This is a genomic window from Actinokineospora iranica, from assembly GCF_900101685.1.
GTDB classification, from domain to species: Bacteria; Actinomycetota; Actinomycetes; order Mycobacteriales; family Pseudonocardiaceae; genus Actinokineospora; species Actinokineospora iranica.
Window position 1 is genome coordinate 266,173 of sequence record NZ_FMZZ01000010.1, and the last position, 24,941, is coordinate 291,113.

Annotated in this window: 24 protein-coding genes; 11 read left to right on the top strand and 13 right to left on the bottom strand. The window is 71.2% G+C overall.

The annotated features are described in order from the left end of the window. Positions 1–2: 2 nt before the first annotated feature. Positions 3–401: a MerR family transcriptional regulator gene (locus BLS56_RS21010; RefSeq protein WP_091453629.1), complete on the bottom strand. Its 399-nt coding sequence runs from the start codon at positions 399–401 to the stop codon at positions 3–5. A gap of 145 nt (positions 402–546) precedes the next feature. Here BLS56_RS21010 and BLS56_RS21015 point away from each other — a divergent pair, with 145 nt between their 5' ends. From BLS56_RS21015 to BLS56_RS21030, 4 genes are read left to right on the top strand one after another with little or no spacing between them, the layout of a single operon-like run. Next, positions 547–1,860: a hemolysin family protein gene (locus BLS56_RS21015; RefSeq protein WP_091453632.1), complete on the top strand. Its 1,314-nt coding sequence runs from the start codon at positions 547–549 to the stop codon at positions 1,858–1,860. Beyond that, a complete protein-coding gene (locus tag BLS56_RS21020; RefSeq protein WP_091453634.1) occupies positions 1,857–2,927 on the top strand; it encodes a hemolysin family protein in 1,071 nt (356 codons plus the stop codon). Before BLS56_RS21015 ends, BLS56_RS21020 begins: the two co-directional genes overlap by 4 nt. Before the next feature lie 38 nt (positions 2,928–2,965). Next, on the top strand, positions 2,966–4,000 hold the full coding sequence (locus BLS56_RS21025; RefSeq protein ID WP_091453637.1) for a sporulation protein: 1,035 nt from the start codon (positions 2,966–2,968) through the stop codon (positions 3,998–4,000). Positions 4,001–4,049: 49 nt separating this feature from the next. After that, positions 4,050–4,325, top strand: a complete 276-nt coding sequence (locus tag BLS56_RS21030) for a GlsB/YeaQ/YmgE family stress response membrane protein (protein ID WP_091453640.1) — start codon at positions 4,050–4,052, stop codon at positions 4,323–4,325. 89 nt (positions 4,326–4,414) lie between these two features. On the opposite strand, the gene BLS56_RS21035 is transcribed toward BLS56_RS21030, so the two are convergent. The 3 genes from BLS56_RS21035 to BLS56_RS21045 all read right to left on the bottom strand — a co-directional run bounded on the left by BLS56_RS21035 (position 4,415) and on the right by BLS56_RS21045 (position 6,994). Further along, entirely contained in the window at positions 4,415–4,627 is a 213-nt protein-coding gene (locus BLS56_RS21035) for a hypothetical protein (RefSeq protein ID WP_139190870.1), read from the bottom strand. Positions 4,628–4,757: 130 nt separating this feature from the next. Further along, positions 4,758–5,900 (bottom strand): alkaline phosphatase PhoX, encoded by a 1,143-nt coding sequence (locus BLS56_RS21040; protein ID WP_091453645.1) that lies wholly within the window; start codon positions 5,898–5,900, stop codon positions 4,758–4,760. Between the two features lie 368 nt (positions 5,901–6,268). Beyond that, positions 6,269–6,994 (bottom strand): class I SAM-dependent methyltransferase, encoded by a 726-nt coding sequence (locus tag BLS56_RS21045; protein WP_091453649.1) that lies wholly within the window; start codon positions 6,992–6,994, stop codon positions 6,269–6,271. Positions 6,995–7,185: 191 nt separating this feature from the next. Here BLS56_RS21045 and BLS56_RS21050 point away from each other — a divergent pair, with 191 nt between their 5' ends. Beyond that, on the top strand, positions 7,186–7,482 hold the full coding sequence (locus BLS56_RS21050; RefSeq protein ID WP_091453652.1) for a hypothetical protein: 297 nt from the start codon (positions 7,186–7,188) through the stop codon (positions 7,480–7,482). A 57-nt stretch (positions 7,483–7,539) separates the two neighbouring features. On the opposite strand, the gene BLS56_RS21055 is transcribed toward BLS56_RS21050, so the two are convergent. Then, positions 7,540–7,956: a Fur family transcriptional regulator gene (locus BLS56_RS21055; protein ID WP_091453654.1), complete on the bottom strand. Its 417-nt coding sequence runs from the start codon at positions 7,954–7,956 to the stop codon at positions 7,540–7,542. A gap of 467 nt (positions 7,957–8,423) precedes the next feature. Here BLS56_RS21055 and BLS56_RS21060 point away from each other — a divergent pair, with 467 nt between their 5' ends. From BLS56_RS21060 to BLS56_RS21080, 5 genes are read left to right on the top strand one after another with little or no spacing between them, the layout of a single operon-like run. Beyond that, complete coding sequence (locus BLS56_RS21060; protein WP_228771808.1) at positions 8,424–9,875, top strand: type III PLP-dependent enzyme domain-containing protein; 1,452 nt, start codon at positions 8,424–8,426, stop codon at positions 9,873–9,875. After that, positions 9,875–11,194: a pyridoxal-phosphate dependent enzyme gene (locus BLS56_RS21065; RefSeq protein ID WP_091453657.1), complete on the top strand. Its 1,320-nt coding sequence runs from the start codon at positions 9,875–9,877 to the stop codon at positions 11,192–11,194. The genes BLS56_RS21060 and BLS56_RS21065 overlap by 1 nt, the downstream gene beginning before the upstream one ends. Positions 11,195–11,208: 14 nt before the next feature. Next, entirely contained in the window at positions 11,209–12,414 is a 1,206-nt protein-coding gene (locus BLS56_RS21070; protein WP_091453742.1) for an aminotransferase class V-fold PLP-dependent enzyme, read from the top strand. Further along, on the top strand, positions 12,411–13,649 hold the full coding sequence (locus BLS56_RS21075; RefSeq protein WP_228771809.1) for an ATP-grasp domain-containing protein: 1,239 nt from the start codon (positions 12,411–12,413) through the stop codon (positions 13,647–13,649). Before BLS56_RS21070 ends, BLS56_RS21075 begins: the two co-directional genes overlap by 4 nt. Continuing rightward, entirely contained in the window at positions 13,646–14,848 is a 1,203-nt protein-coding gene (locus tag BLS56_RS21080; protein ID WP_091453663.1) for an ATP-grasp domain-containing protein, read from the top strand. The genes BLS56_RS21075 and BLS56_RS21080 overlap by 4 nt, the downstream gene beginning before the upstream one ends. Before the next feature lie 106 nt (positions 14,849–14,954). Here BLS56_RS21080 and BLS56_RS21085 read toward each other — a convergent pair whose 3' ends face one another. The 4 genes from BLS56_RS21085 to BLS56_RS21100 are packed head-to-tail and all read right to left on the bottom strand — an operon-like array spanning position 14,955 to position 20,273. Continuing rightward, a complete protein-coding gene (locus BLS56_RS21085; RefSeq protein WP_091453665.1) occupies positions 14,955–16,733 on the bottom strand; it encodes a dipeptide ABC transporter ATP-binding protein in 1,779 nt (592 codons plus the stop codon). Next, on the bottom strand, positions 16,730–17,563 hold the full coding sequence (locus BLS56_RS21090; RefSeq protein ID WP_091453668.1) for an ABC transporter permease: 834 nt from the start codon (positions 17,561–17,563) through the stop codon (positions 16,730–16,732). The genes BLS56_RS21085 and BLS56_RS21090 overlap by 4 nt, the downstream gene beginning before the upstream one ends. Then, positions 17,560–18,588, bottom strand: a complete 1,029-nt coding sequence (locus tag BLS56_RS21095) for an ABC transporter permease (protein WP_091453671.1) — start codon at positions 18,586–18,588, stop codon at positions 17,560–17,562. Before BLS56_RS21095 ends, BLS56_RS21090 begins: the two co-directional genes overlap by 4 nt. 2 nt (positions 18,589–18,590) lie before the next feature. Then, a complete protein-coding gene (locus BLS56_RS21100; protein WP_091453674.1) occupies positions 18,591–20,273 on the bottom strand; it encodes an ABC transporter family substrate-binding protein in 1,683 nt (560 codons plus the stop codon). 174 nt (positions 20,274–20,447) lie between these two features. Between BLS56_RS21100 and BLS56_RS21105 the strand changes: the two genes are divergently transcribed. After that, positions 20,448–21,722, top strand: a complete 1,275-nt coding sequence (locus BLS56_RS21105) for an MFS transporter (RefSeq protein ID WP_091453677.1) — start codon at positions 20,448–20,450, stop codon at positions 21,720–21,722. Between the two features lie 68 nt (positions 21,723–21,790). Here the strand turns inward: BLS56_RS21105 and BLS56_RS21110 are convergent, their stop codons facing one another. The 4 genes from BLS56_RS21110 to BLS56_RS21120 form a co-directional block, all read right to left on the bottom strand. Further along, complete coding sequence (locus tag BLS56_RS21110) at positions 21,791–22,672, bottom strand: class I SAM-dependent methyltransferase (protein WP_091453679.1); 882 nt, start codon at positions 22,670–22,672, stop codon at positions 21,791–21,793. A 106-nt stretch (positions 22,673–22,778) separates the two neighbouring features. After that, positions 22,779–22,904, bottom strand: a complete 126-nt coding sequence (locus tag BLS56_RS32815) for a hypothetical protein (RefSeq protein ID WP_267463932.1) — start codon at positions 22,902–22,904, stop codon at positions 22,779–22,781. A 3-nt stretch (positions 22,905–22,907) separates the two neighbouring features. Continuing rightward, positions 22,908–23,966: a TerC/Alx family metal homeostasis membrane protein gene (locus BLS56_RS21115; protein ID WP_175482964.1), complete on the bottom strand. Its 1,059-nt coding sequence runs from the start codon at positions 23,964–23,966 to the stop codon at positions 22,908–22,910. A gap of 700 nt (positions 23,967–24,666) precedes the next feature. Next, on the bottom strand, positions 24,667–24,941 hold a 275-nt coding region (locus tag BLS56_RS21120; protein WP_139190872.1), incomplete at its 5' end, for an IS30 family transposase.

A 24,941-nucleotide genomic window follows, 5' to 3' on the forward strand; every position in this document is an offset into this window, starting at 1 on the left:
GATCAGAGCATCGGCAGATCGGGCGGGATCTGCAGGGCGATGGTGATCAGGGAGTGGACGCGGTGGGCGATCGCCGCCAACAGCCCGTGGACATCCGGGGGCGCTGCTTCGGCCGCGGCCTGCAGGGCCCGCAGGTCGGTGTCGATGCGGTCCAGGATCTCGCTGACGTCGGCCTGGCGGGTATTGAGCGCGGCGGCGATCTCCTCCAGCGGCACGCCATGGCCTTCGAGGCGTTGGACGAGGTGGATGCGGTCGACGTCGGTGGGCTGGTAGAGACGGTAGTTGCCCGCGGTGCGCCGCGCGGGGGCGAGCAGGCCGAGACTGGTGTAGTAGTCGACAGTGCGGGCGCTGACTCCGGCGCGGGCGGCCAGTTCGCCGATCTTGAGCAGTGCCTCGCTCATCGAGATCCTCCCTTCGTGACTTCCCGTGAACCCTACAGTGCAACGTGCTACTGTGAAGTATGCCTGCTGATGCCGACATAGACGGCTGTAGTAGTCGGCCGGGTGGGGCCCGGCCGACCACTCTTCCCACTGCCGCGGGTGCGGCATGTTGATTCTTTCCGGCCTGCTGGCGATCGTGCTGCTGACCGTCGCCACCGGGTACTTCGTTGCCCAGGAGTTCGCCTACATGGCGGTGGACCGGGGCCGGTTGCGGCAGCTGGCCGAGGCGGGCGACAAGGCCGCCGACCGGGCCTACGGGGTGACGCAGCGGTTGTCGTTCATGCTGTCGGGCGCCCAGTTCGGGATCACCGTGACCGCCCTGCTGGCCGGCTATGTCGCCGAGCCGCTGCTCGGCTCCGGCCTGGCGGAACTGCTGGGGTCGACAGGTTTGCCGACGACGGTGGCGGTCTCGCTGTCGATGGCGGTGGCGCTGCTGTTCGCCACCGTGGTGCAGATGGTGCTCGGTGAGCTGCTGCCCAAGAACCTGGCCATCGCCAGGGCCGAACGGCTGGCCAAGGCGCTGAGCGGATCGACCCTGGTCTATCTGAAGGTGGCCGGTCCGGTGATCCGGTTGTTCGACGCCGCGGCCAACCGGCTGCTGCGCGCGATGAACATCGAGCCGGTGGAGGAGTTGCCGCAGGGCGCCACCCCGGATGATCTGCGGCAGATCATCGCTGACGCGAGCGACCAGGGGCATCTGGACGCCGAGTTGACGCGCCTGCTCGAACGTGGGCTGGGGTTCCGCGAACTCGTCGCCGAGCAGGCGATGACCCCGCGCGTGGCGGTGCGCGGCGTGCGCGCGGACGAGCCCGCCGCCCGCGTGGTGGAACTGCTGGGCACCGGCCACTCGCGCTTCCCGGTGACCGGTGACGACCTGGACGACCTGCGCGGCGTGGTCGGGTTGGCCGAGGTGCTGACCGTGGCGCCCGAGCAGCGCGCGAGCACGCCGATCGGGCGGATCGCCTCGCCCGCGCTGGTGGTGCCCGCGACACTGCCGCTGCCCGCGGTGCTGGAACGCCTGCGCGCCGAGCGCAGACAGCTGGCCTGCGTGGTGGACGAGTTCGGCGGCTTCGCCGGGGTGGTGTCGCTGGAGGACCTGGCAGAGGAGCTGGTCGGGGAGATCCACGACGAGGACGACCTGGTCGAGGACACCATCGAACCGATCGTCGACGGCGTCTGGCGGGTGCCCGGCCGGATGCGCGTGGACGAGATCGATGCCGCCACCGGGGTGGCGCTGCCCGCGGACGACAGCTACGACACCGTGTCCGGTCTGGTGCTGCACAGGCTCGGCCGCATCGCCCGGGTGGGCGACGAGGTCTTCCTCGACGGCGTCTCGGTCCGTGTCGTCGCGGTCGCGCGCAACGTGCCCGGCAGCGTCGTGCTCAGTTCCCGCACCGCGGACCGGGAGGCGGCCCGATGAGCACCACCTGGTCCTTGCTCGTCTCCCTGGTGTTGTTGGCTGCCAACGCGTTCTTCGTCGCCGCCGAGTTCGCGCTGATCGCCGCGAAGCGCCACCGGCTGGAACAGGCCGCCGAGACCAGCCGCGCCGCCCGCGCCGCGGTGGCCGGGGTCCGCGAGCTGTCGCTGATGCTCGCGGGCGCCCAGCTCGGGATCACGCTGTGCACGCTCGGATTGGGCGCGCTGGCCAAGCCCGCGGTGGCCGATCTGATCGATCCGCTGCTGCGCGCGACCGGTCTGCCCTCGGGGGTGTCGTACGCGTTCGCGTTCGCGGTCAGTCTCGTGCTGGTGGTGTTCCTGCACATGGTGGTCGGCGAGATGGCGCCGAAGTCCTGGGCGATCACCCATCCCGAGCGTTCCGCGCTGCTGCTGGCGCTGCCGTTCCGCGCGTTCGCGCACGCGGTCCGCTGGGTCCTCAGTGGACTCAACGGCGTCACGAACGGGATTCTGCGCCTGTTCAAGGTGCGGCCGCAGGACGAGCTCGCCCAGGCGCACCGGCCCGACGACCTGCGGATGCTGGTCCGCCAGTCCGGCGAGCACGGCCTGATCGGCGAAGGCCAGCAGCGGCTGCTGACCCGGATGCTGCAACTGCAGAACACCACCGTCGCCCAGGTGATGGTGCCCATCGACACCACCGACACCGTCACCGAGCGCACGACCGCCCGCGCCATCGAGCGCCACAGCCTCCACAGTGGACGGTCCAGGTTCCCGGTCACCGACCGGCGGGGCGGGTTCGTGGGCCTGGTGCACATCCGCGACGCCATGCGCGCCACCGCCACCGGAGCCGACCCGGCCGCGCGGGAGCTGATGAGCACCCCGCTGACCTTGCCCGCCACCATGCCGGTGGCCGCGGCGGTCACCGCGATGCGCGCCGATCGCGCGCAACTCGCCCTCGTCGCCGGTCCCGACACCGACGGCGGGGCGCGCGTGGTCGGCATCGCCGCGCTGGAAGACCTGCTCGAAGAGCTGATCGGCGAGTTCGAGGACGAGACCGACACCACCCCACGCCACCCGGTCGGCGCGAGCTGACCTCGAAGCACACCACCCACCACAGGAGGACACGGTCCATGTTCAAACGGATGCTCAGCGCCTTCGGCGTCGGCGGCCCGTCCGTCGACACCGTGCTGGACTCGCCGCACGCCACGCCCGGCCAGGTGATCACCGGTCAGGTGCGCGTCCAAGGCGGCAGCGCGGACGCCGAGATCGGCCAGGTCGTGCTGTCGCTGGTGACCCGCGTCGAGGTCGAGCACGGCGGCCACGAGAGCGCGGGAGTCGGCGAGTTCCACCGCATGGTGGTTCAGCAGGGCTTGCGCGTCCCGGCGGGCCAACTGGTGGCCGTGCCGTTCCAGCTGCCGATCCCGTGGGAGACCCCGATCACCGCGGTCGGAAACACCGCGCTGCCCGGCATGACCGTGGGCGTGCGCACCGAGTTGGTCATCGCGGGCGCCCCGGACAAGGGCGACCTCGACCCGGTCCTGGTGCACCCGCTGCCCTCGCAGGACAAGGTGCTCGACGCGTTCGGGCAGCTCGGCTTCCAGTTCCGCGCGGCCGACGTCGAGGTCGGCCGCCTGGCAGGCGTGCGCCAGGAACTCGGCTTCTACCAGGAGATCGAGTTCTTCCCGCCCGGCCAGTTCGCGGGCCGGATCAACCAGGTCGAGCTGACCTTCGTCGCCAATCCGCACGAGCTGTACGTGGTGCTGGAGGCCGACAAGCGCGGCGGCATGTTCCGCGCGGGCGGTGACTCGTTCGGGCACTTCCACCTGTCCCACGTCGACGCCGAGCAGGCCGACTGGGCCGGGCTGATCGGCCAGTGGCTGACCCAGGTCGCCGAGCGCGGCCAGGCCAACCCCGCGTTCGGCGGCGGGGCCGGGTACGGCCAGCCGGGATATGGCCAGCCTGGTTACGGCCAGCCCGGTTACGGCCAGCCCGGGTACGGCCACCAGGGATACGACCAGCACCACCACGGGCGCCGCGGTCCCGGCATGGGCGGGGTCGTCGCGGGCGCCGCTGCGGGCGTGGTCGGCGGCATGATCCTCGGCGAGGTCATGGGAGAGGTCTTCGAGGACGACGGCGGCGGCGAGGACATGGCCTTCGAGGAATGATCCCGGCGTCGACCGGCTGCCTGCGGCTCATCTGACCCAAGGAGTGACCGTGACCGTCTCCGGAATCATCAGCGCCCTGATCGTCGGTTTGATCATCGGCGCGCTGGGCCGACTTGTGCTGCCCGGCAAGCAGAACATCCCGATCTGGCTGACCATCGTCATCGGCGTGGTCGCCGCCGTTCTCGGCACGTTCCTCGCCAACGCCCTGGGCGTCGGCGACACCCGCGGCATCGACTGGATCGAGGTCGTCATCCAGATCGCTCTCGCCGCGGGCGGCGTCAGCCTGGCCACCGGCATCTACAACGGCCGCAAACGAATCCGCTGACACCTCACGACCCGATGCGGCAGGCAGGCCACTGCCAGGCCTGCCTGCCGCGCCGAGCCCGTCGGCGGGCTCGGCGCTTTCGGCCCGGGCTACGGGATGTTCAGCCGGGCGACTTGGGGGTCGTGGTCGGTGAGTCCGGCGGCTGGTAGCGGCCGAACAGCGGGTCGTCGCCGCCCTTGGCGGTGCGCGGCCCCCTGGATCTGGCGGACCCGGGTTCCGGTGTAGCCGCAGGTGTCGGCCGCCGCATCGGCGGGCGCGAGCGCGACCAGCGTCATCGTGGCGGTCGACAGCACAACGCCCACGGCGGCGAATTGCTTTCGGGAAATGCGGGCAGGATTTGTCAAGGTACGCCAACCGATGGAATTGTGGCGGGTGTCGACCAGCGGGCAGGGCGGGGAGGCGGGCGCCCGCCTCCCCGCCGGAGAAAGGCGATTACAGGCTGGTGCGGAACGGGCCGGTGACCTCGTAGGTGATGCCGCCGCTGCTGCTGCCGGAGGTGCCGCGCTGGGATGAGAAGTACATCCGGTTCCCGGCGGGGTTGAATGCGACGCCGCAGAGTTCCGAGGACGACTGGTTGGTGACCCGCAGGAACGGGGCGATGATGTCGTCTGGGGTGATGACGCAGATCTCCATGTTGCCGCCGTCCTCGGCGACGTAGAGGTCGCCCACCGAGGCGCCGGTGATGTTGTCGACCCCGGTCAGCGGCGGGTTGCTGGTGAGGTTGTCGTCGTAGACGACGTCGAGGGTGTTGGCCGCGGCGTTGTAGGCCCACACCTTGTTGTCGCCCTTGGTGGTGAAGTAGCAGATGTCGTTGCGGTAGAAGGCGCCTTCGCCGCCGTTGAACACCTTCATGCCGGAGACCTGCTTGCGGGTGGTGGTGGGGGAGCCGTCCGGGTCGGGGACGGTGGCCCAGGTCAGGTCGGTCTTGAGCACCTGCAGAGTGCCCGAGGACAGGTCGCCCCAGGTGGTGGGGACGAACCGGTAGAAACCGCCGTCGGACTTGTCCTCGGTCAGGTAGACGACCTTGCGGACGGGGTCGCACGCGGCGGCCTCGTGGTTGAACCGGCCCATCGCGGCCCGACGCATGGCGGCGTTGACCCCGTACGGGTCGGTCTCCCAGCAGTAGCCGGTGTCGACTTCCTCGCAGGAGATCCAGGTGTTCCACGGGGTCGGCCCGCCCGCGCAATTGCGGTTGGTGCCGGACAGAATCCGGTAAGCGGAGGTGATGTTGGAGTTGCTGTCGAACTTGATCGCGCTGACCCCGCCGCCGCCCGAGCCCATCTCGGCGTTGGAGACGTAGATCCAGCCGGTGCCGTCGGCGAAGCACACGCCGCCGTCCGGGGCGCTGTGCCAGGTGTAGCCGGTGTTCGCCACCGCCTGGGTGGACCGGGCGATCACCCGACTGGTGAAGCCCTGCGGCAACATGATCCCGTTGGCGTCGGCGGCCTGCAGGGCTCCGTAGGGGCTGGTGCCGGTCTGGGCGGGATAGGCCAGCGCCTGCCGGGTGACACTGAACCCGAGGGCGACCGAACCGGCGCTGACGACGGCCGCTCGAAGAAAACTACGACGTTCCATGGATTGTCCCTTCGGCTACAGGGGGCAGCAGGCGGGAACTGTAGAGGTGAGAACTTGCCGACAAACACGGTATAAAATGAATCGTTCGTTACCGGCGCGTGAGCGGGAGAATATGAATTCGTTTTACTTGGCGGTCGTGCTTCGGTAGCGCGACGATCGAGGTGTACGGGAAATGAATCCTCGCGCACTTTCGCGTCGAAGCGCATGGATCGCCGGGTGCGGGTACCACCATTCGGCCGTGTTCCATTCGCCGTTTTCGGGGCAGTCGCACGGGGGAAAATTTCCGAGGACGCCAAGGTAGGGTTCGTGATGTTCTCACTCCTGTCCGCGGGCCGCTTCCGTCTCGCCGCCCGGCTTCGCCGGTGTCTCTAGCGCCGACGCCAGGCCGACATGCCCGCGGGCACGTCCGCCACCGGTTCGCAGCCCGCCTCGCGCAGTTCGGCGCGCAACTGCTCGTCCGAGGCGACGAACGAGGGAAAGGACACCGACTCCGCGGAGACCAGTCGGTCGCCCTCGTGCACCCGGTAGGTCATCGTCCACACCAGGCGGTCGCCGTCGACCACCGCCTCGGCGACCGTGTCGTAGCGGCGGCGGCCCAGCGCGCGACCGGGAATCACGGTCGCGGGCACCGCGACCGGTTCCTGCGGAGCCTGGACGTCGACGACGACGAGCCCGCCGTGCCGCAGTCGGGGAACCCAGTGCCGCCACAGGGTCTGCCGGTCGGCGGGAGAGAAGTGGGTGAGCACGTGCAGCAGGACCACCGCGTCCAGCGGCCCGTCGACATCGGCGGTGAGGCCGCTGTCCGGGAGCACCGTCACCGGCGGGTCGCCCAGCGCGGCCAACCGGGTGGTGAGCGCGGCGCGCATGACCGGAGCCGGTTCGACGGCGAACACTTCCCCGCCCGCGGGCAGGTTCGCGAGCAGGGTTTCGGTGAACAAGCCGGTTCCGGAGCCGATCTCCACCACCCGCGCGGCGCCTGCCAGCACCACGCCGAGTCCCGCGCGCAGCGCGTCCCGGTGCTCGGCGGGGAAGATCAGGTCGTAGTACTGGGCGTTGACGGTGTAGCCGGTCGCGCCGGAGATGTCGGTTTCCATGGATCACGAGTCCTTGGTCGGTGGTTCACGGCGGTCGGCGGCCGCCGCCCGCTTGGCGGTCTTCGTGGGGATGTTAGGGAACCCGCGCCTGACGGAGTTGTCAGCGCAGCACTGAACAGCTGATATGCACCAATGCCTATAATCTAATATATTGGGTTCCGACCAGTTCGACACGATCGCAGGAGATGGGTATGACCCTGGCGCACGCCGAGCACACCGGCCATGACCACGCGCACGGAGAAGGGTGCGGGCACGTCGCGGTGCCGCATGGGGACCATGTGGACTACGTCCACGACGGCCACCTGCACCGCGCTCACGACGGCCACTTCGACGAGTGCGAGCCCGCCGAGCACGCCGCGCACGAGCGGCACGACCACCGGCACGGCGCGGACTGCGGGCACGTCGGCGTGCCGCATGGCGACCATGTGGACTATGTCCACGACGGCCACCGCCACGCCGTCCACGGCGACCACTACGACGAGCACTGAGCGGAAGGGTCCGTTCGTGACGATGACGGCGGTCCCGCGGGGCCGCCGTCATCGTGTTCACGCCTCGTCGTCGCGGTATGTGGCCGCACACGAGGCGCACGTGCCCGAGAGGGTGACACCGGTGGTGGCGTCGGTGAAGCCGTGCGCCCGCGCGGCGTCGCTGACCCACGCGGCGATGTCGTCATCGGCGATCTCGGCGGTATGGCCGCAATTCGCGCACACCAGGTGGTGGCGGTCGCGACGGTCCGCGCGGCGACGGTAGACGGCGGTCCCGGCTCGGGTGGGCATCCGGTCGACCAGGTCGGCGCGGATGAGACGGTTGAGGCACCGGTAGACCGAGCGAAGCGGCATGTGGTGGCCCTGGGTGAGCAGGATCTCGTGCAGTCGGACGACTGTCAGGAAACGGGTCGTCGCTGTCAGGGCGCGCAGGACGTGGGTGTCGTGGTCGGTCAGTGGTGGCGGGTCGGTAGGCATACACGTGCGATCAACGGGATAAATTGGGAACGATTGTCATGTTCTCATCTTGCTGGACCGGATCCCGCCCGCGGTAGCCTTCGCTCGCTTCGCGGAGGGCGGCCTGCGCGCAAGGGTGTTGACGCCACTGGTGTCGACGGCCAGGTGGTCGACTCGTCCGGTCGCACCATGGATTGCCCATCGCCTGTCCGCGGCCTCGGGCAGGCGGGCCGGTTTGTCCGGCGATTCCATTGATCGCGTTGTCCGCATGTGTGGCGCAGAGGACCTGTCGTCCGTCCGTATTCCATGCCGTGGCGGCAATGTGGGGCCGTTTGCCCGCAAGCCTTGCGGTTGGCGGGCGGACCGGTCATGATGTCCGTAATGGTAATCATTTTCATTAGTCCGTTTGGCTGCCGGTCGTCCGCGCGTGCCGCGGGAGGCAGGAGCGCGCTGGGGGCGCGCGTGAACGAGATCTGGATGGGGATTGAGTGGAAACGGACTTATTCCTGACACCGCTGGTGGACGGGTTGTTGCGGGAGGTTCTCGACGCGCCGGACACCCTGTTCGGCATGGTCGAGGCGCTGGGGTCGCCGTTGAACCTGGTGGCGCCGCGGCAGATCGCCGAGAACGTGGCGCGATACCGGGCTGTTCTCGGCAAACACCACCTCGGCGGAGGCGTTTTCTTCGCGCACAAGGCCAATCGGTCCAGTGCGCTGGTCCGGGAGTTGGCCGCGGGCGACGCGGGCGTCGACGTCGCCTCGCTCGGCGAGTTGCGGCATGTGCTGGCGGCCGGGTTCTCCGGTGACCGGATCATGGCGACCGGGCCGAAGGACGCCGACTTCCTGTGGTTGGCCGCTCGGGTCGGCGCCGTGGTGAACGCCGACTCCCGGGAGGAGTTGGCAGAGTTGGCCTCGATCGTGGCGCGGCACCGGCTGCCCGCCGTGCGGGTCATGGTGCGGCTCTCCGCGTTCGACTCGCCCGGTGTGCGGGTGCTGAGCAGGTTGAGCCGGTTCGGGGTGCACGCGCGGGAACTGGGCGCGGTGCTCGACCTGCTCGACGCGCACCGCGACGAACTCGACCTGCACGGGATGGCGTACCACCTGGACACCAATGGCCTGCCGGAAAAGGCCGCGGCGCTGGAGGGCTGTCTTCTCGCCATGCGCGAGGCCGCCGCGCGCGGGTTCGCGCCCACGGCCGTCGACATCGGCGGCGGGTTCGGCGTGAACTACCTGGTTGACCAAGGCGAGTGGGAGCGGTACACCACCGAGTTGAGCAACGCCGTGCTCGGCGCCCGGTCGCCGATGACCTGGCAGAACCACGGCTACGGCCTCCGTGCCGAGGCGGGCACGCTGCGCGGCGCGCTGGGCGTCTACCCCAGCCACCGGCCGGTGGCTGGCGCGGACTACCTCGACGCGCTGCTCGACCGCGAAGCCCCGTCGCTGGGCAGGCCGCTCGCGACGCTGCTGCTGGAGAGCCTCTACGACCTGCATGTCGAGCCCGGGCGGGCGCTGGTCGACCAGTGCGGCCTGACCCTGGCGCGGGTCGCGGAGGTCCGCGCGACCCACGCGGGCGACACCCTGGTCCGGCTGGCGGCGAACTCGCGCGACATCAGCATGGAGGACCACGCGGTGCTGGCCGACCCGGTGTTGCTCCCGGCGCGGCCCGCGCCGGTCGGGCCGGTCGGGCCGGTCGGGGTGTACCTGTCGGGAAACCTCTGCCTCGAAGACGACTTGATCACCCGCCGGAAGGTGGCCCTGCCGCGCGTGCCCGTTCCCGGCGACCTGCTGGCGTTCGCCAACACCGCCGGGTACTTCATGGACTTCGCGGCCGACCACGCCCTGATGCAGCCCATCGCCCGCAAAGTCGCCGTGTTCCGCGCCGGGGGCGCGTGGAAGTGGTGTCTCGACGATCAGTACTGGCCTGTGAAAGGTGACCGCTAGTGAAGTACGACAGCATTCTCGACGTCATCGGGGAGACGCCGCTGGTCCGCGTGGCCCCGGATGTCCACGGGCTGCGCAACATCGACCTCTACGCCAAGCTGGAGATGCTCAACCCGTTCGGCTCGGTCAAGGACCGCCCGGCCTGGAACATGGCCAGGGAAGGCTTATCCCAGGCCGTCGAGCGCGGTGACTCCATTGTGGAGCTTTCCAGCGGGAACACCGCCAAGGCGCTGGCCGTCATCGCCGCGATGCACGGGCTCCCGTTCAAGAGCGTGACCAACCGCATGAAGGTCCCCGAGATCAAGGACCTGCTCCTGCTGCTCGGCGCGGAGATCGAGGAACTGCCCGGCCAGACCGAGTGCCTCGACCCGACCGACACCGAGGACCCGCTGACCCGCATGTACCGGATGCTGACCGAGGAGGGCAGCGGGTACCTGCACACCGACCAGTACTTCAACCCGCGCAACCTCGACGCCCACCGCGGCGGCACGGCCCCGGAGATCGTCAAGGACCTCGGCGGCCGCGGCCCGGACATCTTCATCGCCTGCGTCGGCACCGCTGGCTCGTCCACCGGGGTGGCAGGCGTGCTGCGCGAGCACAACCCCGCCGTCTCGGTCGTCGGCCTGGTGGCGCACAAGTCCGACTTCATCCCGGGTATCCGCAACATCGATGAGGTCAACGAGGTCGGCCTGTTCGACCCGGCCAACTACGACACCATCGAGTCGGTCACCGCGCAGGAGGCCATCGACGGGATGCTCACCCTCAACCGCCGCTGCGGGATGCTCGGCGGTCCCACCGGGGGAGCGGCGTACTTCGGCGCGGTGCGCCACCTCAAGGAGATCGACGAGACGCTCACCGAGCGCCGCACGGCGGTCTTCATCGTGTGCGACCGGGTGGAGAGCTACATGAGCTACGTCCGCCAGCGCAGGCCGGAGCTGCTGCGCCAGCCGCCGCGGGCCGACTCGGTGGACACGCTGACCGACGCCGAGGCCGCCGCCGCCGTGTCGGTCGACGTCGCCGCGGCGCGCGAGTGGATCGAGCGGGACCGGCCGCTGGTGGTCGACCTGCGCGGCTCCTTCGCCTACTCCGCGCTGCACATCGCCGACTCGGTCAACATCGTGGACGAGATCTTCGACGAGCTGGTGCGCGGCGGGCTGCCCTTCGGTTCGAGCAGACCGGTCCTGCTGGTGTGCCCGGTGGGGGAGAAGTCCGCCCGGTACGCGGCGCTGCTGGCCAAGCTGGGGCACCGGGACGCGCGCAGCCTGCGCGGCGGCGTCGTCGCCTGGCGGGACGCGGGCGCCCCGCTGGTCCGGGACTGACCGCGGTGCCGACGATGACCGACATCAGCGTGCTGGACCGCCTCGCGGACTGGCAGCGGGGACTGCGCGCGGAGTTCCCCATCATCGCGAAGAACCCGGGCCTGGCGTATCTGGACAGCGCGGCGACCACGCAGAAGCCCGCCGCGGTGCTCGACGCCGTGACCGGCTTCCTCACCACCGACAACGCCAACGTCGGCCGGGGTTCCTACCCGTGGGCGACGAGCACCACCGCGCGGATCGATGCCGCCCGCGACCGGGTGCGCTGCGCCATGGGCGACGACGGGACCGACTCGTCGGTGGAGTTCGTCAGCGGCGCCAGCCAGGGGCTGCGCGCGGTCGCCGAGGAGTGGCTGGCGGACCGGCTCGCCGACGGCGACGAGATCATCGCGCCGTTCGGCGACCACCAGGCGAACCTGCGGCCGTGGCTCGACCTGCGGGACCGCTTGGCCGCGCGCGGGGTGCGGATCGCCGTCGTGCCGATGCCGGTGGACCCGGCCTCCGGCGACTACGACCACCGCGCCCTGCCGTCCGTGGTGACCAGCCGCACCCGGTTCGTCGCCGTCACCCACGTGCACCATGTGTTCGGCGCGGACATGAACGTGCACCGGGTGCGCGAGGTCGTCGGCCCGGACGTGCCGATCTGCCTGGACGCCGCGCAGAGCGTCGGGCACCGGCCGGTGTCGGTGGCCGACCTGGACGTCGACTTCGTGGTCTTCTCCGGGCACAAGATGCTGGCCCTGCCCGGCGTTGGCGCGGTGTGGGCGCGCAACAGCCGCGGCCCCCGGTTCACCCTGGGCGGCTGGGCGGGCACGCCGAACACCGCGGGCGTCGTCAGCATGGCCGCCGCGTTCGACTGGCTCGACCGCGCGGGCCTGGCCGACATCCAGGCGTGGACGACCGCGTTGTGCGTCCGGCTGACCGACGGGCTCAGCCGGATGCCCGGGGTGCGGGTCCTGGGCTGCCAGGACAGCCTCGCCGCGGACTCTCCCGTGCAGCGCCGGGAGGGAATCGTGACCTTCCGGCACACCCGGGTCCGGTCCGACGACCTGGGGTTCGTCCTCGCCGACGAGGGGATCATGGTCCGCGCCGACAGCCACTGCCAGGCGGGCCGCGACGCGCGGGACCGCGCGGTCCGGGTGAGCGTCCATGTCTACAACACGCCTGAGGAGATCGACCGGGTGCTCGCCGTGGTGAGCCGTTGCGAAGGGATGGGAAGTTGAGCGAGACGGTTGTGATGGTGGACGTCTACGCGCCCACCGTGCCGCTGGCACAGGCGTTCCTCGACGCGGGCGCCACCGTCGTCCGGGTGCAGAGCACGGTGGCCGCGCCCCCGGTGTACCGCGCGCATCCGGACCTGGGGATGTTCGCGGGCAACGTCGTGCACACCGGAGACTTCGCCGCCACCCGCGCCGCGGTGGCCGCCTACGGCCCCGACCTCGTCATCACCGGCGGCGAGACCGGCGTCGAACTGGCCGACCAGCTCAGTGAGGCGCTCGGGCTGCCCTCCAACGGCACCGCGCTCAGCCCGGCCCGGCGGGACAAGTTCCTGCAGAACGAGACCGTGCGCGCGGCGGGACTGCGGGCCACCCGGCAGCTGATGGTGACCGACGAGGAGAAGCTGCGGGCCTGGCACGCCGAGATCGGCGGCCGGGTGGTGGTCAAGCCGGTGCGCAGCGCGGGCAACGACGGGGTGACGTTCTGCGCGACCCCGGACGAGTCCGTCGCCGCCTACCGGTCGATCCTGGGCAGCACCAACATCTTCGCCCAGCGCAACGAGGCCGTCGTCGCGCAGGAGTACCTGGTGGGCACCGAGTACGCGGTCAACACGGTCAGCTCGCACGGCCGTCACCGGGCCACCGACATCTGGCGGTACGCCAAGATGACCGTCAACGGGGTCGTGGACCGGCACGCGGGCGTGTTCTCCACCCCGGTCGACGACGTCCCCGACGTGGTGGAGTACGGATTCGCGGTGCTCGACGCCCTCGGCGTGCGGCACGGCCCGGCGCACCTGGAGATCATGTCCACTCCGGACGGTCCCTGCCTGGTGGAGGCGGGCGTGCGGCTCTGCGGCGGCGGCGCGGCCTACTACGCCGCACTGGCGGGCGGTGAGTCGCAGTTGGAGTGGACGGTCGACGCTTATCTGCGGCCCGAGCGCTTCGCCGAGCGGCACCGGCGGCCGCACCAGGTCAGGCAGCACGTCGTCACCGCGTACCTGACGTCCCCGGTGGCAGGGGTGCTGGAGGAGTACCCGCTGCTCGACCAGGTGCGGGCGCTGCCCAGCTTCCACAAGGAGCACATCGGGGTGCGGCCGGGCGAGCGCCTGCCGCGCACGGTGGACGACTCGACCGAGCCGCTGATGATCGGGCTCGCGCACCCTGTGGCCCAGGTGGTGGCCGACGACTTCCGCGCGGTCAACTACCTCGACGGCGCGGGCTTCTACAAGATCCGCGCATGACCGCGGCCCCGCACGTCGTCGTGCTGCACCGCTGGCGGGCCCGGTACGCCGACTACGCCCGCTACCTCGACCACGCGGCGCACGCGGTGACCTATGTCAGCACCGACGTCGGGGCCGAGTCCGTGCCGTCCGCCGCGCGCGAAGTCGTCGTGGTGCCCGCCACCGACGACTTCGCCGCGGTGGACCACGCGGTGCGCGGCCTGGCCGCGCGGCACGGTCGTCCACAGTGGATCGTCGCGCTCAAGGAGGACGATCTGGGCGTCGCGGCCCGGCTGCGGCGGCGGTGGGGATGCCCCGGCCCGACCGTCGCCGAGACGACCCCGTTCCGGGACAAGCTCGCCATGTGCCGGGCCGTGGCGGGCGGCGGGGTCGACGTCCCCGCGTTCGCCCCGGCTGACAGCCCGGACGACGTCGTGGCCTTCGCCGATGCGCACGGGTGGCCGGTCGTGCTCAAACCCCGCGAGGGCAGTTCCAGCGCGGGCGTGGCCGTGCTGCGTGGACGGGAGGACATCCCCACGGCGGTGTCCGAGGCGCTGGCGCAGGTCTTCAGCCAGGGCGCCGTCCACCACGTCGACGGGGTCTTCGACGGCTCGGACGTCGCGTGCTGGAAGGTGTCGCGCTATCTGCGTACCTGCCTGGAGTTCCGCTCCGGCGTCCCGCTGGGCTCGGTCGAGGTCGACGACCCCGACTTCCACGCGCGGGCAGGGGAGTTCGCCCGGCGGGTGCTGGGCGCTCTCACCACCGGGCCGACGGTGTTCCACCTGGAGATGTTCGCCGACGGCGGGCGGTTCCGGTTCCTGGAGGTCGGGGCGCGCGCGGGCGGGGCGGAGGTCCCGTTCCTGTGGCGCGAGGTGCACGGGTACGACCTGAACGAGGCCGCGTTCCGCGTCGCCATGGGGGAGCCGCCCCCGCCGGGCGCGACCGAGGGGCCGGGCGCGCCGATCGGCGGGTGGCTGATCGTGCCCGCCCCCGCGCGGCGGCCCTGCCGCGTCGAGCGGTCCACCCCGATGCTGGGCACGGTGCCGGAGCTGTACGCGGAGGCGGTGTTGGCTCCGGGCCAGGTCCTGCCCGCGGCCGACGCCTACTACGAGCACGTCGGCGGGCGCTTCCGCTTCCGCGGCGCGAGCACGGCCGCTGTCGCGGCGGCGGTGTCCAAGATCGCGGCCGAGTACCGGATCACCGGCGTGGCCCTGGACTGACCGGTTCGGACGGATCGACTGGTTCGACTTGAGTGACTGGATCGACTGGACTGACTCGGCGGCGCCCGGTCCGGCACACCCCGTGCCGAACCGGGCGCCGCCGCGGTCACGGCGGGTCCACGTGGTGGCACGCGACCTGTCGTGCCCCGACTTGCCTCGGCTTCGGCGGCTCCTCGGCGCAGACCGCGCGGTCGACCCCGGACAGCTCGGCGTAGAGCGGACACCGGGGCCGGAACGCGCAACCACTCGGAAATCCGGTCGGATCGGGCAGTTCGCCGCTGAGCACGGCCGCGCGCCGGGCACGTGCGGCCTGGACGTCGAGCACCGGCGTCGCGGCGACCAGGGCCCGGGTGTACGGGTGGGCCGGGTGGTCGAGGACGTCGGCCGCGGTCCCGGCTTCGACGATCGTCCCCAGGTACATCACCGCCACCCGCTCCACGGCGCGCCGGGTGAGGGGGATGTCGTGCGACACCATGAGGAACGCGAGGTCGAACCGCGCGCGCAGGCCGGTGAGCAGGTCCATGATCTCCGCCCGCAGCGACGTGTCCAGCGCGGACACCGGCTCGTCCAGCAGCACCAGCCGCGGCCGGGGCGCCAGCGCCCTGGCGATGGCCACCCGCTGGCGCTGGCCCCCGGACAGCTGTCCGGGTCGGCGCTCGGCGTGCTCGGGGGAGAGGCCGACGAGTTCGAGCAGTTCCCGTGTGCGCGCCCGGATCTCCGGGCGCGGCCAGCCGTGCACGCGCAACGGTTCGGCGATGATGTCGGCGACCGCCATGGTCGGGTTCAACGACGACGTCGGGTCCTGCATCACCATCTGCACCCGCTCGCGCAGGGCGGTCCGCTCCCGGCGGCGCAGGCCGGACACGTCGCGGTCGAACAGCTCGACCGTGCCCGTCTGCGGCGCGCGGAGACCGACGATCTCCCGGAGCACGGTCGTCTTGCCGCAGCCGGACTCGCCGATCAGCGCCAGCGCCTGTCCCGCGCGCACGTCGAGGTCGACCCCGTCGACCGCGCGGACGACGGCGCCGCGCCGCGGGCTGAACTGCCTGCGCAGACCGGTGATCCGCAGGACGGGCTCGCCCGCGGGCCGCTCGGGCCCGGCCGCCGTGGTCCGCGCGGAGAGCAGGCCGCGCAGGTCGTCGCTGCCGGGGCGCTGGAAAAGCGGCGCCACGCCGCCCTCTTCGACCAGGCTTCCCTTCCGCAGGACCGCGACCCGGTCGCACGAGCGGGCCACCACGCCGAGGTCGTGGGTGATCAGCAGCAGCGCGGCTCCGGTGCGGGCGCGCACGTCGTCGAGCAGGTCGAGGATCTGCGCCTGGATGGTGACGTCCAGCGCGCTGGTCGGCTCGTCGGCGATGATCAGGTCGGGGTCGTTGGCCATCGCCATGGCGATGGCGACCCGCTGGCGCATCCCACCGGAGAACTCGTGCGGCAGCGCCGCCGCCCGGGTGCGCGCGGACGCGATGCCGACGGCGTCGAGCAGCGCGACGGCGCGCTCGGCCGCGGCCCGGCGGCCGATGCCGGGGTGGTGCGCCGAGACCGCCTCGGCGACCTGGGCGCCCACCGGGACCACCGGGGTGAGCGCGCCGAGCGGGTCCTGGTGGACCATCGCCACCTGGCGGCCGCGGACGCGGGACAGCTCCCGGTCGGACCGGCCGAGCAGCTCCCGGCCCGCCAGCAGCACCGAGCCGCGCACCCGGGCGGTCTCCGGCAGCAGTCCCATGACCGCGAGCGCGGTCGCGGACTTGCCCGAGCCGGATTCGCCGACCAGCGCCAGCGCCTCGCCTGGGGAGACGGTCAGCGACAACCCGTCCACCGCTGTCACCGGGCCGCTTCGGCCACGGAAGGCGACCGTCAGGTCGCGGATCTCCAGCACTGGACTCATCGTGCCCCCTCGTCGTCGCGGAGCCCCTCGCCGAGCACCGCCGCCGCGAGCACGGTCGCCGCGAGGAAGCCGACCGGGGCCAGGAAGACCCACGGGAAGGTCAGAGCCGAGCCGGTGCCAGCGGACACCAGCGTCCCGAGCGAGACGTCGGGCGCCTGCACCCCGAAGCCGAAGTAGCTCAGCCCGGCCTCGGCCAGCACGGCCGAGGCCACGTTCAGCGTGCAGTCGACGACCAGGAGCGGCGCCATCTGCGGCAGCAGGTGCCGGGTCACGACGCGGGCGCTGGACGCGCCCATGTTCTCGGCGGCCACGACGTATCCCGACGAGCGCAGGCTCCTGGCCCGCGCCCGCACGACCCGCGCGGTCAGCATCCACTGGAACCCGGCGATGAGCAGCACCAGCACCAGCCACGACTGGTCGCGCAGCGCGGGCGAGACCACGGCCACGACCAGGATCGGCGGCAGCACCAGCAGGACGTCGACCACCGCCATGAGCACCCGGTCGACCATGCCGCCGAGGTAGCCCGCGACCGTGCCGACGACGGCCGAGACGACGGTGGTGAGCACCGCGGCCAGCAGACCGATCACCAGCGACTTCTGCAGCCCGCGCAGGCACAGGGCCAAGACGTCCTCCCCGAGCCGCGCGGTGCCCAGCGGGTGCGCGGGCGACGGCGCGGACAACACGGTGGCGAGATCCTGCTGCGTGTGGGTGTACGGCAGGAACAGCGGGCCCGCGAACGCGGCCAGGGCCAGCGCCACCAGCAGGCAAGAGCCCAGCACGACACCGGGGCGGCGGCCCGGCCGCCGCCGCGGCGTCCCCGCGGCGGTCACGACCGCGTCCTCGGGTCGAGCAGCACCAGCGCCAGGTCGGCCAGCCAGCCGACCACGACCACGAGGACCGCCATGAGCAGCGTCGAGGTGGCCACCACCATGGCGTCCTGGTGCTCGATCGCCGACATCATCCAGTCGCCCAGCCCGTGCCAGCCGAAGATCCGCTCGGTGAACACCCCGCCCGCCAGGTGCAGGCCGAAACTGAACGCCACCAGCGCGGTCATCGGGATCAGGGCCATCCGCAGGCCGTGGCGGCGGACCGCGCGGGCGCGGGTCAGCCCGCGGGCCCGCGCCGCGCGCAGGAACTCGCTGTGCAGGACCTCCAGCATCGCCGCCCGCTGGTACCGGCTGTAGAACGCGATCTGCGGCAGGGCGATGGCGACCGTTGGCAGGACCAGGTGCCGGAGCCGGTCGCCCGCCGCGGCCCAGCCCGCCAGGTCCGAGCCCGGCGTCTTCTCCCCGCTGAACGGCAGCAGGTCCGTGCCCGCGGCCTCGTTCACCGGCAGCCAGAGGATCTTCAGCAGGGTGCCGAGCACGAACACCGGGACGGCCAGCAGGACCAGAGCGGCGGCCATCGAGATCTTGTCCGCCCAGCGGCCCGCGCGCAGCGCGCCCCAGATGCCGACCGCGACGCCCAGCAGCACGGCCAGCACGCTGCCGGGCAGGAACAGCCGCAGGCTGGTGCCCGCGCGTTCCCACACCTCGTCGGCGACGGCGTGCCCGTCGACGGTCACGCCGAAGTCGCCCGCGGGGACCCCGGACAGCCAGCGCAGAAACCGCGGCAGCACCGGCAGGTCCAGGCCCAGTTCGGCGGCGCGCGCGTCGAGCACTGCCTGCGGTGTCGGCGGCTGGGTGGAGCGCAGCTCGGCGAGGGGGTCGAAGCTCAGCGCCGCCAGGGTGTAGGTCAGCAGCACGGCCGCCAGGCACAGGGCCACCCGCCCTGCCACCCGCCCCGCCAGCCCGGCGGCGAGCCGGGCTCTCCCGGCAGGCGCGGAGAGCGCCACGTGGCGCTCCCCGTCCAGCATCCTCACTTCATGAACCCGGCCGCGGCGAATCCATAGGCGCCCAAGCCCCGGGCGCCGTAGTTGGCCAGTTTCGAACGGACCGCGTACGCCCCCGACTCGGGGTAGAGCGGCAGGTGGTGGGCGTGCCGCCAGGCCAGCACATCGATCTCGTTGGCCAGCTCGTCCCGCTTCGCCGGGTCGAACTCGGCGATGGCGCGGTCGTAGAGCTCCTGGATGCCGGGCACCACGACGCGGCCGAAGTTGTTGCCAGCCTTGGCGCCCTCCGGAACCTGGAACACCGGCCGGTCATGGGAGACCGGGTAGGGCGACTTGGTCCACTCGAAGGCGATGATGTCGAAATTGCCCGGCTGCAGGTAGGTGTCCTGGAAGCGCTCGACCGGCACCGCCTCGACCTTGGCCTCCACCCCGACCTTGGCCAGCTGCTCGGCCACCACGCCCGCCACGGTCCGCCCGGTGGGCGTGGCCTGCACGACGAACCGCAGGCTCAGCCGCTGCCCGTTCTTCACCCGGACCGCGCCGTCGAGGACCCAGCCCTGGGCGTCCAGCGCGGCGCGGGCCGCGTCCGGGTTGTGCGGCAGGACACCGGAGTTGTCCCGGTAGCCCGCGTAGCCCGGCGGGAGGATGTGGTTGCCCACCGCCTTGCTCCCGGGGGCGATCGGCCCCACGACGACGTCGGTCACCGCCTGCGGGTCGACCGCCTGCGCGATCGCGACGCGCAGCTTCTCGTCGGACAGCGGCGCGCCGTCGCCGCCGTTGAAGCTGAGCTGCCCGGCGCGCCGCTCGGTCGCCTGCCGGATCTCCACCCCGGAGACGGCCTTCGCCCGGGCGAGCAGGTCGATGTCGCCGCCGATCGGGTACAGGTCGATGCCGCCGTTGGCGAGCTCGTCGGCCCGGGCGGCTGGGGCGAGCGCCCGGAAGATCACGCGGTCCAGCATCGGGCGGGCGCCCCACCACCTGTCGCTGCGGCGCAGGGTGACGACCTTGGCGGTGGTGTCGACCTCGGCGACCTCGAACGCCCCGGCGGTCACCGTGGGGCCGTTCAGCCAGGACTTGTTGAACGCCTCCGGGGTCTCGGTCACCTCGACCGGGACGAGCGGGCGGAACAGGCCTGGCCAGTCGGCGAACGGCTTGGCGAAGGTCAGCACGGCCTCCTTGTCCGACGCGCCGCGCTCCACCTTCGCCACGTCCTGGTAGCCGACGTGGTTGTTGACCTCGTACCGGGTGTCCGTGCCGTTGAGGGCCGCCCAGTGCCCGCGCAGGTCCTGCCAGGTGAGCGGCCTTCCGTTGCTCCACACGGCGTTGGGCGCGATCGTGTAGCGCACGACCTGCGGCTGCGTGGACACCAGCTCGATGGCGGTGAAGAAGTCCTTGTTGACGGCGGGCACGCCGTCGGCGGTGTCGAGGAACGCGCTGGGCAGGATCGCGTCGGCGAGCTGGTAGGTCACCACGCGCGCGCCGTTGACCTGCTTGGGGTTGAAGTTCGACGGCAGGGAGTCGATGGGCACCCGCAGGTCGCCGCCCTCGCGGAGGTTGGCCCGGTCCTGCCGGTTGATGTCGGGCCCCTGGGTGGCGCTCGCTCCCGGAGGCGCTTGTCCAGGCGTCGCCTGGTTCGCGCAACCGGATGCGCCCACGGCGAAGGCGAGCAACAGCCCGCCCAGCGTCGATGCCTTGCCCCGTAACGGCATGTGCGTCCTCGATCCGCCCCGTTGTGGGGCCCAGTGTTCATTGGATGCCGCGCACCTTAACGCAAACCGTAATCATGTTCAATAAGGATTCCGGGGTGAAGAGTGTCGGTCACAATTGGCAACGATTGTCATTTTCCGTGTTAGGCTCCCGAACCCGGAGACCGAGGGGGGACGATGAGCGCTGCCGACCAGAAGTCGTTACGGCACAACAGGGACTTCAGTCGGTTCTGGTTCGGCGAGACGGTGTCGCTGTTCGGCGTCCAGGTCACCAACCTGGCCCTCCCGCTGACCGCCGTGCTCGTCCTGCAGGTGTCACCGGAAGAGCTTGGGCTGCTGCGTTCGTTCGCGTTCCTGCCGTTCCTGTTCCTGGCACTGCCGTTCGGCGTGCTGGTCGACCGCAAACCCAAGCGGCCGTTGATGATCACGGCGAACCTGCTGCGCGCGGGCCTGGTCGCCCTGGTGCCGATCATGGCGGCGGCGGGCCTGCTCAGCGTGCCCGCGCTGGCTGCGATCGTGCTCGCCATCGGCGTGTGCACCGTGCTGTTCGAGGTCTGCTGGCTGTCCTACGTGCCGGTCATCGTCGACCAGGAGCACCTCGTAGCGGCCAACGGCCGGGTGAGCGCGAGCTCGTCCGCGGCCGAGTTCGCCGGACCCGGGCTCGGCGGGCTGCTGGTCCAAGTGCTCACCGCGCCCTACGCCCTGGTCGTCAACGCGGGCTCCTATCTGGCGTCGGTCCTGTCGCTGTGGGCCATCCGGGTGCCAGAGGAGGTCCGCCCGTCGGCCAAGCGGCACATCGGCAAGGAGATCGCCGAGGGCATCGGTTTCATCGTCGGTCAGCCGTATCTGCGGGTGCTCGCCGTCGCGGGCGCGGCATTCAACTTCTGCTACATGTTCGTCGAGGCGCTGTTCGTCATCTACGCGGTGCGTGACCTGGGCTTCGGACCCGGCCTGATCGGCCTCATCGTGGCGCTCAGCGCGGTCGGCGGCGTGCTGGGCGCGTCCCTGGCCGCGGGCCTGGTCCGCCGGTACCGGTTCGGCCGGGTCTACGCCGCGGCGGTCCTGGTCGGCTACGGCGGTCCGCTGCTGATCCCGCTCGTCGCGGGACCACCCTGGCTGACCGTCATCGTCGTGACAGCCGGGTTCTTCTTCATGCGCGCCGGACTCGCGGTGTCCAATGTGGCGGGAACGAGCCTGCGCCAAGCGGTCACCCCGCGCGAGCTGCTGGGCAGGATGACCGCGGGGATGCGCACGCTGATGTGGGGGATCGGCACGACGGGCGCCATCGTCGGCGGCGTCGTCGGCGGGTGGCTCGGCCTGCGCGCGGGGCTGTGGGTGGCCGCGGTCGGCTTCCTCGTCGCCGCCCTGCCGATCCTGTTGTCCCGCATCCCGCGCCTGGGTGAGATGCCCTCGCTGGCGTCGCCGGAGCCCGCCGCGCGACCGGCGGACTGATCCAGCGACGAGGGCGTGGTCCCGAGTGCGTCGACCGGGACCACGCTCCGTCGGTCATGTCTGCCCGGTCATCCTTGCGGGGTCATCCTCGCCGGTGACCGGCCCCAGTGCGCGGTGCGGGCGGTGAGCAGGACGAGGTCGGTCCGGCGGCCGAGCCACGCCGGGTCGGCCGGGTCGAGCAGGCGCGCCCAGGCCGCGGCGTCATCGGCGTCGAGGAAACCGGTGGCCCTGCCCACCCGCGCCGCCAACTCGTCCAGCACCACGGCGCGCACGTCGTCTGGCACCGGTGCGGGCACGTCGACCAGCGCGTTGTGGCTGGTGACATCCACCAGACCGGCGTCGGCCATGATCTCGCCCCAGTGCCGGGTGCGCCGGGCGCCGGGCCGGGCGGCGAACCACTCGGTGAACCAGCGGTTGTGCGCCTCGTCCAGCCGCACCTCCAGACCCGGCCTGCCCACCCCGGCGTCCCACGGCAGGCAGCGCGTCGGCAGCCCGCCCTCGGCCAGGCAGAGCACGCCCCCCGGCCGCAGCAGTCCCGCCAGGCCGCGCACCGCGGCGTCCCAGTCCCGGGTGTGGTGCACACACGCCGACGACCAGACCCCGTCCACCGGTTCCGGCAGCGGCGGTGGCCCGTCCTCCAGATCGTGCTGAATCGGGCGCACCTGGTCGGCGACCCCCGCCCGCCGCGCCGCGGCCATGGTGGCGTCGAGCATCGCCGGGTCGAGGTCCACCGCGTAGACCCGGCCGCGGTCGCCGACCAGGCGGGCCAGAGCCACCGTGGCCGACCCCGCCCCGGGGCCCACGTCGGCGACGACGCCGCCCTCCATCGCCCGCAACGGCGCCAGAAGGCGCAGAGTGGCCTCATGAAACACCGCTTCGGCTGCGGCCGGATTCTTGGTGGACGTCCCGACCCCCGGTGGCACGGCCCGGCGGTCCTCGGTGATGGTCATGCGTTAATGATAGTGATCACCATTATCAGTACGGTGTGGGGTCCGGCCACGTCACCCGGTCGGGTCGCCCAGGCGCCAGGCGGCTCGACCATCGCGGCGAGTGGTGTCAGCGATGTGGTCCGCGTGGCGGCCGGGGCGGAGTCATCGCCGCGCAGGTGATCACCAGGGCGGCGAGGATGAGCACGGTGAGGGAGGTGTCGATCAGCGCGTTGGCCAGAGGTTCGGTGAGCATGGTTCAGTCCTGTCGTGCGGTGGCCTCCGGGGCGGGTTGACCGATGCGGTCAGCGGCGCGCCGCCGAGCGCGCAGGCTGGTCACGGTGACGGTGGCCAGGATGGCGATGATGACGGCCAGGGAGATCGGGGTGGGGATCTGCGGCACGCCCGGCCAGAGGCCGTGCGCCCAGTGCAAGACTAGTTTCAGCCCGATGAAGGCGAGGATGATCGCGAGGCCGTGGTTGAGGTGGATGAGCTTGGCCAGCGCGGAGTGCAGCACGAAGTAGAGGGCGCGTAGGCCGAGCAGGGCGAAGGCGTTGGTGGCGAACACGAGGTAGGGGTCGTCGGTGATGCCGTAGACCGCGGGCACCGAGTCCACGGCGAACACCACGTCGGTCGCGAAGACCGCCACCACCACGACGGCCAATGGGGTGAGTGCGCGTCGGGAGTGGTCGCGCACGGTCAGGCGGGTGCCCCGGTAGTCGTCGGTGACCGGCATCATCCGGCGCACCAGGCGGACCGACCGCATTCGGGAGATATCCCCAGCGCCGCTGGCGCCGGTCAGCGCTTCACGCAGGATCTTCACCGCTGAGCCGAACAGGATCACGCCGAAGACGAGAAACGCCCAGGTGCCCGCCGCCAGCAGCGCGGCGCCTGCCGCGATGAAGACTGCCCGAAGGACCAGGGCGCCGACGATGCCGAACAGCAGCACGCGTTGCTGGACGGCGGGGGGTACCGCGAACGCGGCGAGCAGCAGCATGAAAACGAACAGATTGTCCACCGACAGGGACTTCTCCACCACGAATCCCGTCATGAACTCGATCGCTTGCTCGCCACCGAACTCGGTCCAGAGCCAGAACGCGAACACCATCGGCAGCGCGAGGTAGAACCCCGACCACCCGACCGCCTCTCGCATCGACACCACGTGCGGGCGACGGGTGACCATGAAATCGGCGACAAGCAGCCCCAACAGGACCGCGATGCTGAGCAACCACAGTCCCGTCGAACCCACGGACTCGGTGGATTGGGCAGGGCTCGCCAGGACGACCGCTGAACCGGGCACCAGGACCTCCTCGAACATCTCAGTTCGAGGTCTCCTTCACCCACTTGGGGCGGCCTCCCGGGGACAACCAACGGGATGTCCGTACTGACCGGGCAGACCCTTGCGAAGTACTCCCCTCATCCGCAGTATGACCGCCAGCGGCATCCATGTAAAGCAGAAGTAAAGGCGAGCATCGCCGATCGGGTGACGGCGATCGCACCGCCCATCAGGCGTCCGGAGCCGCGTCATCTCGGCGGATCGGCGACCGGTCCTCCGGGAAAGGCCCACGCGATCCCGGTCCCCGCGCCGGGTGGCGGGCCACTCCTGTCCGGTCATGCCCGTGACCACGACCAAGTCCCGCAGGTCGAAGTCCCGCGATGCCGGGTCGGTCAGCCACCGAACGAGGATCGCCAGCGTTATCATGCGACTTAGACACTCACATGATCAACGAGAACCGTGCCCGCCCCACATCCAGGGTGATCGACTTTGCCGGGGCCCTGACCTTGATGCCGGTCGCCTTGTGCACGGCAGGAAAGACCTGGCCCTGTCCACCTCGGCCGACCGGACAGGAGTCCATCCGGTAATCTTGTTTTTCATGCCTTGGGTGGTTCCCCAGCGGACCGTTCGAGCCCACGCCGTTCCTCCCTTGCCCGCCACGTCGCATCCAGGACTTGACTCGTTACCGAGTGCGGCCCCACTGCTGACAGAGGCCATCTCCAGGCCGATGGACGCGGCGAGTTCAGGCGGTGGAAGCATCTGATTCGAGGAGTTCGGTGAATACCTCGCTGGGTTTCTTCCAGTCGTGGATCTTACGGGGTCGGTCGTTGATCTCGGCGGCGATCGCGGCGAGGTAGTGCGGGTCGCTGGTGATGGTGGTGCCCTTGGGCAGGTATTCGCGGACGATGCGGTTGAGGTTCTCGTTGCTGCCGCGCTCCCACGGCGAGTGCGGGTGGGCGAAGTACACCGGCAGTCCTGTCGCGGTGATGTCCTTGTGCAGAGCCATTTCCGCGCCGC

Bases quoted from the DNA above. Each gene is read 5' to 3' on its own strand.
- BLS56_RS21085 (WP_091453665.1), bottom strand. From the start codon at position 16,733: ATGAGTCCAGTGCTGGAGATCCGCGACCTGACGGTCGCCTTCCGTGGC.
- BLS56_RS21050 (WP_091453652.1), top strand. From the start codon at position 7,186: ATGACCCTGGCGCACGCCGAGCACACCGGCCATGACCACGCGCACGGA.
- BLS56_RS21100 (WP_091453674.1), bottom strand. From the start codon at position 20,273: ATGCCGTTACGGGGCAAGGCATCGACGCTGGGCGGGCTGTTGCTCGCC.
- BLS56_RS21055 (WP_091453654.1), bottom strand. From the start codon at position 7,956: ATGCCTACCGACCCGCCACCACTGACCGACCACGACACCCACGTCCTG.
- BLS56_RS21115 (WP_175482964.1), bottom strand. From the start codon at position 23,966: ATGTTCGAGGAGGTCCTGGTGCCCGGTTCAGCGGTCGTCCTGGCGAGC.
- BLS56_RS21015 (WP_091453632.1), top strand. From the start codon at position 547: ATGTTGATTCTTTCCGGCCTGCTGGCGATCGTGCTGCTGACCGTCGCC.
- BLS56_RS21020 (WP_091453634.1), top strand. From the start codon at position 1,857: ATGAGCACCACCTGGTCCTTGCTCGTCTCCCTGGTGTTGTTGGCTGCC.
- BLS56_RS21010 (WP_091453629.1), bottom strand. From the start codon at position 401: ATGAGCGAGGCACTGCTCAAGATCGGCGAACTGGCCGCCCGCGCCGGA.
- BLS56_RS21110 (WP_091453679.1), bottom strand. From the start codon at position 22,672: ATGACCATCACCGAGGACCGCCGGGCCGTGCCACCGGGGGTCGGGACG.
- BLS56_RS21105 (WP_091453677.1), top strand. From the start codon at position 20,448: ATGAGCGCTGCCGACCAGAAGTCGTTACGGCACAACAGGGACTTCAGT.
- BLS56_RS21025 (WP_091453637.1), top strand. From the start codon at position 2,966: ATGTTCAAACGGATGCTCAGCGCCTTCGGCGTCGGCGGCCCGTCCGTC.
- BLS56_RS21040 (WP_091453645.1), bottom strand. From the start codon at position 5,900: ATGGAACGTCGTAGTTTTCTTCGAGCGGCCGTCGTCAGCGCCGGTTCG.
- BLS56_RS32815 (WP_267463932.1), bottom strand. From the start codon at position 22,904: ATGCTCACCGAACCTCTGGCCAACGCGCTGATCGACACCTCCCTCACC.
- BLS56_RS21080 (WP_091453663.1), top strand. From the start codon at position 13,646: ATGACCGCGGCCCCGCACGTCGTCGTGCTGCACCGCTGGCGGGCCCGG.
- BLS56_RS21095 (WP_091453671.1), bottom strand. From the start codon at position 18,588: ATGCTGGACGGGGAGCGCCACGTGGCGCTCTCCGCGCCTGCCGGGAGA.
- BLS56_RS21070 (WP_091453742.1), top strand. From the start codon at position 11,209: ATGACCGACATCAGCGTGCTGGACCGCCTCGCGGACTGGCAGCGGGGA.
- BLS56_RS21045 (WP_091453649.1), bottom strand. From the start codon at position 6,994: ATGGAAACCGACATCTCCGGCGCGACCGGCTACACCGTCAACGCCCAG.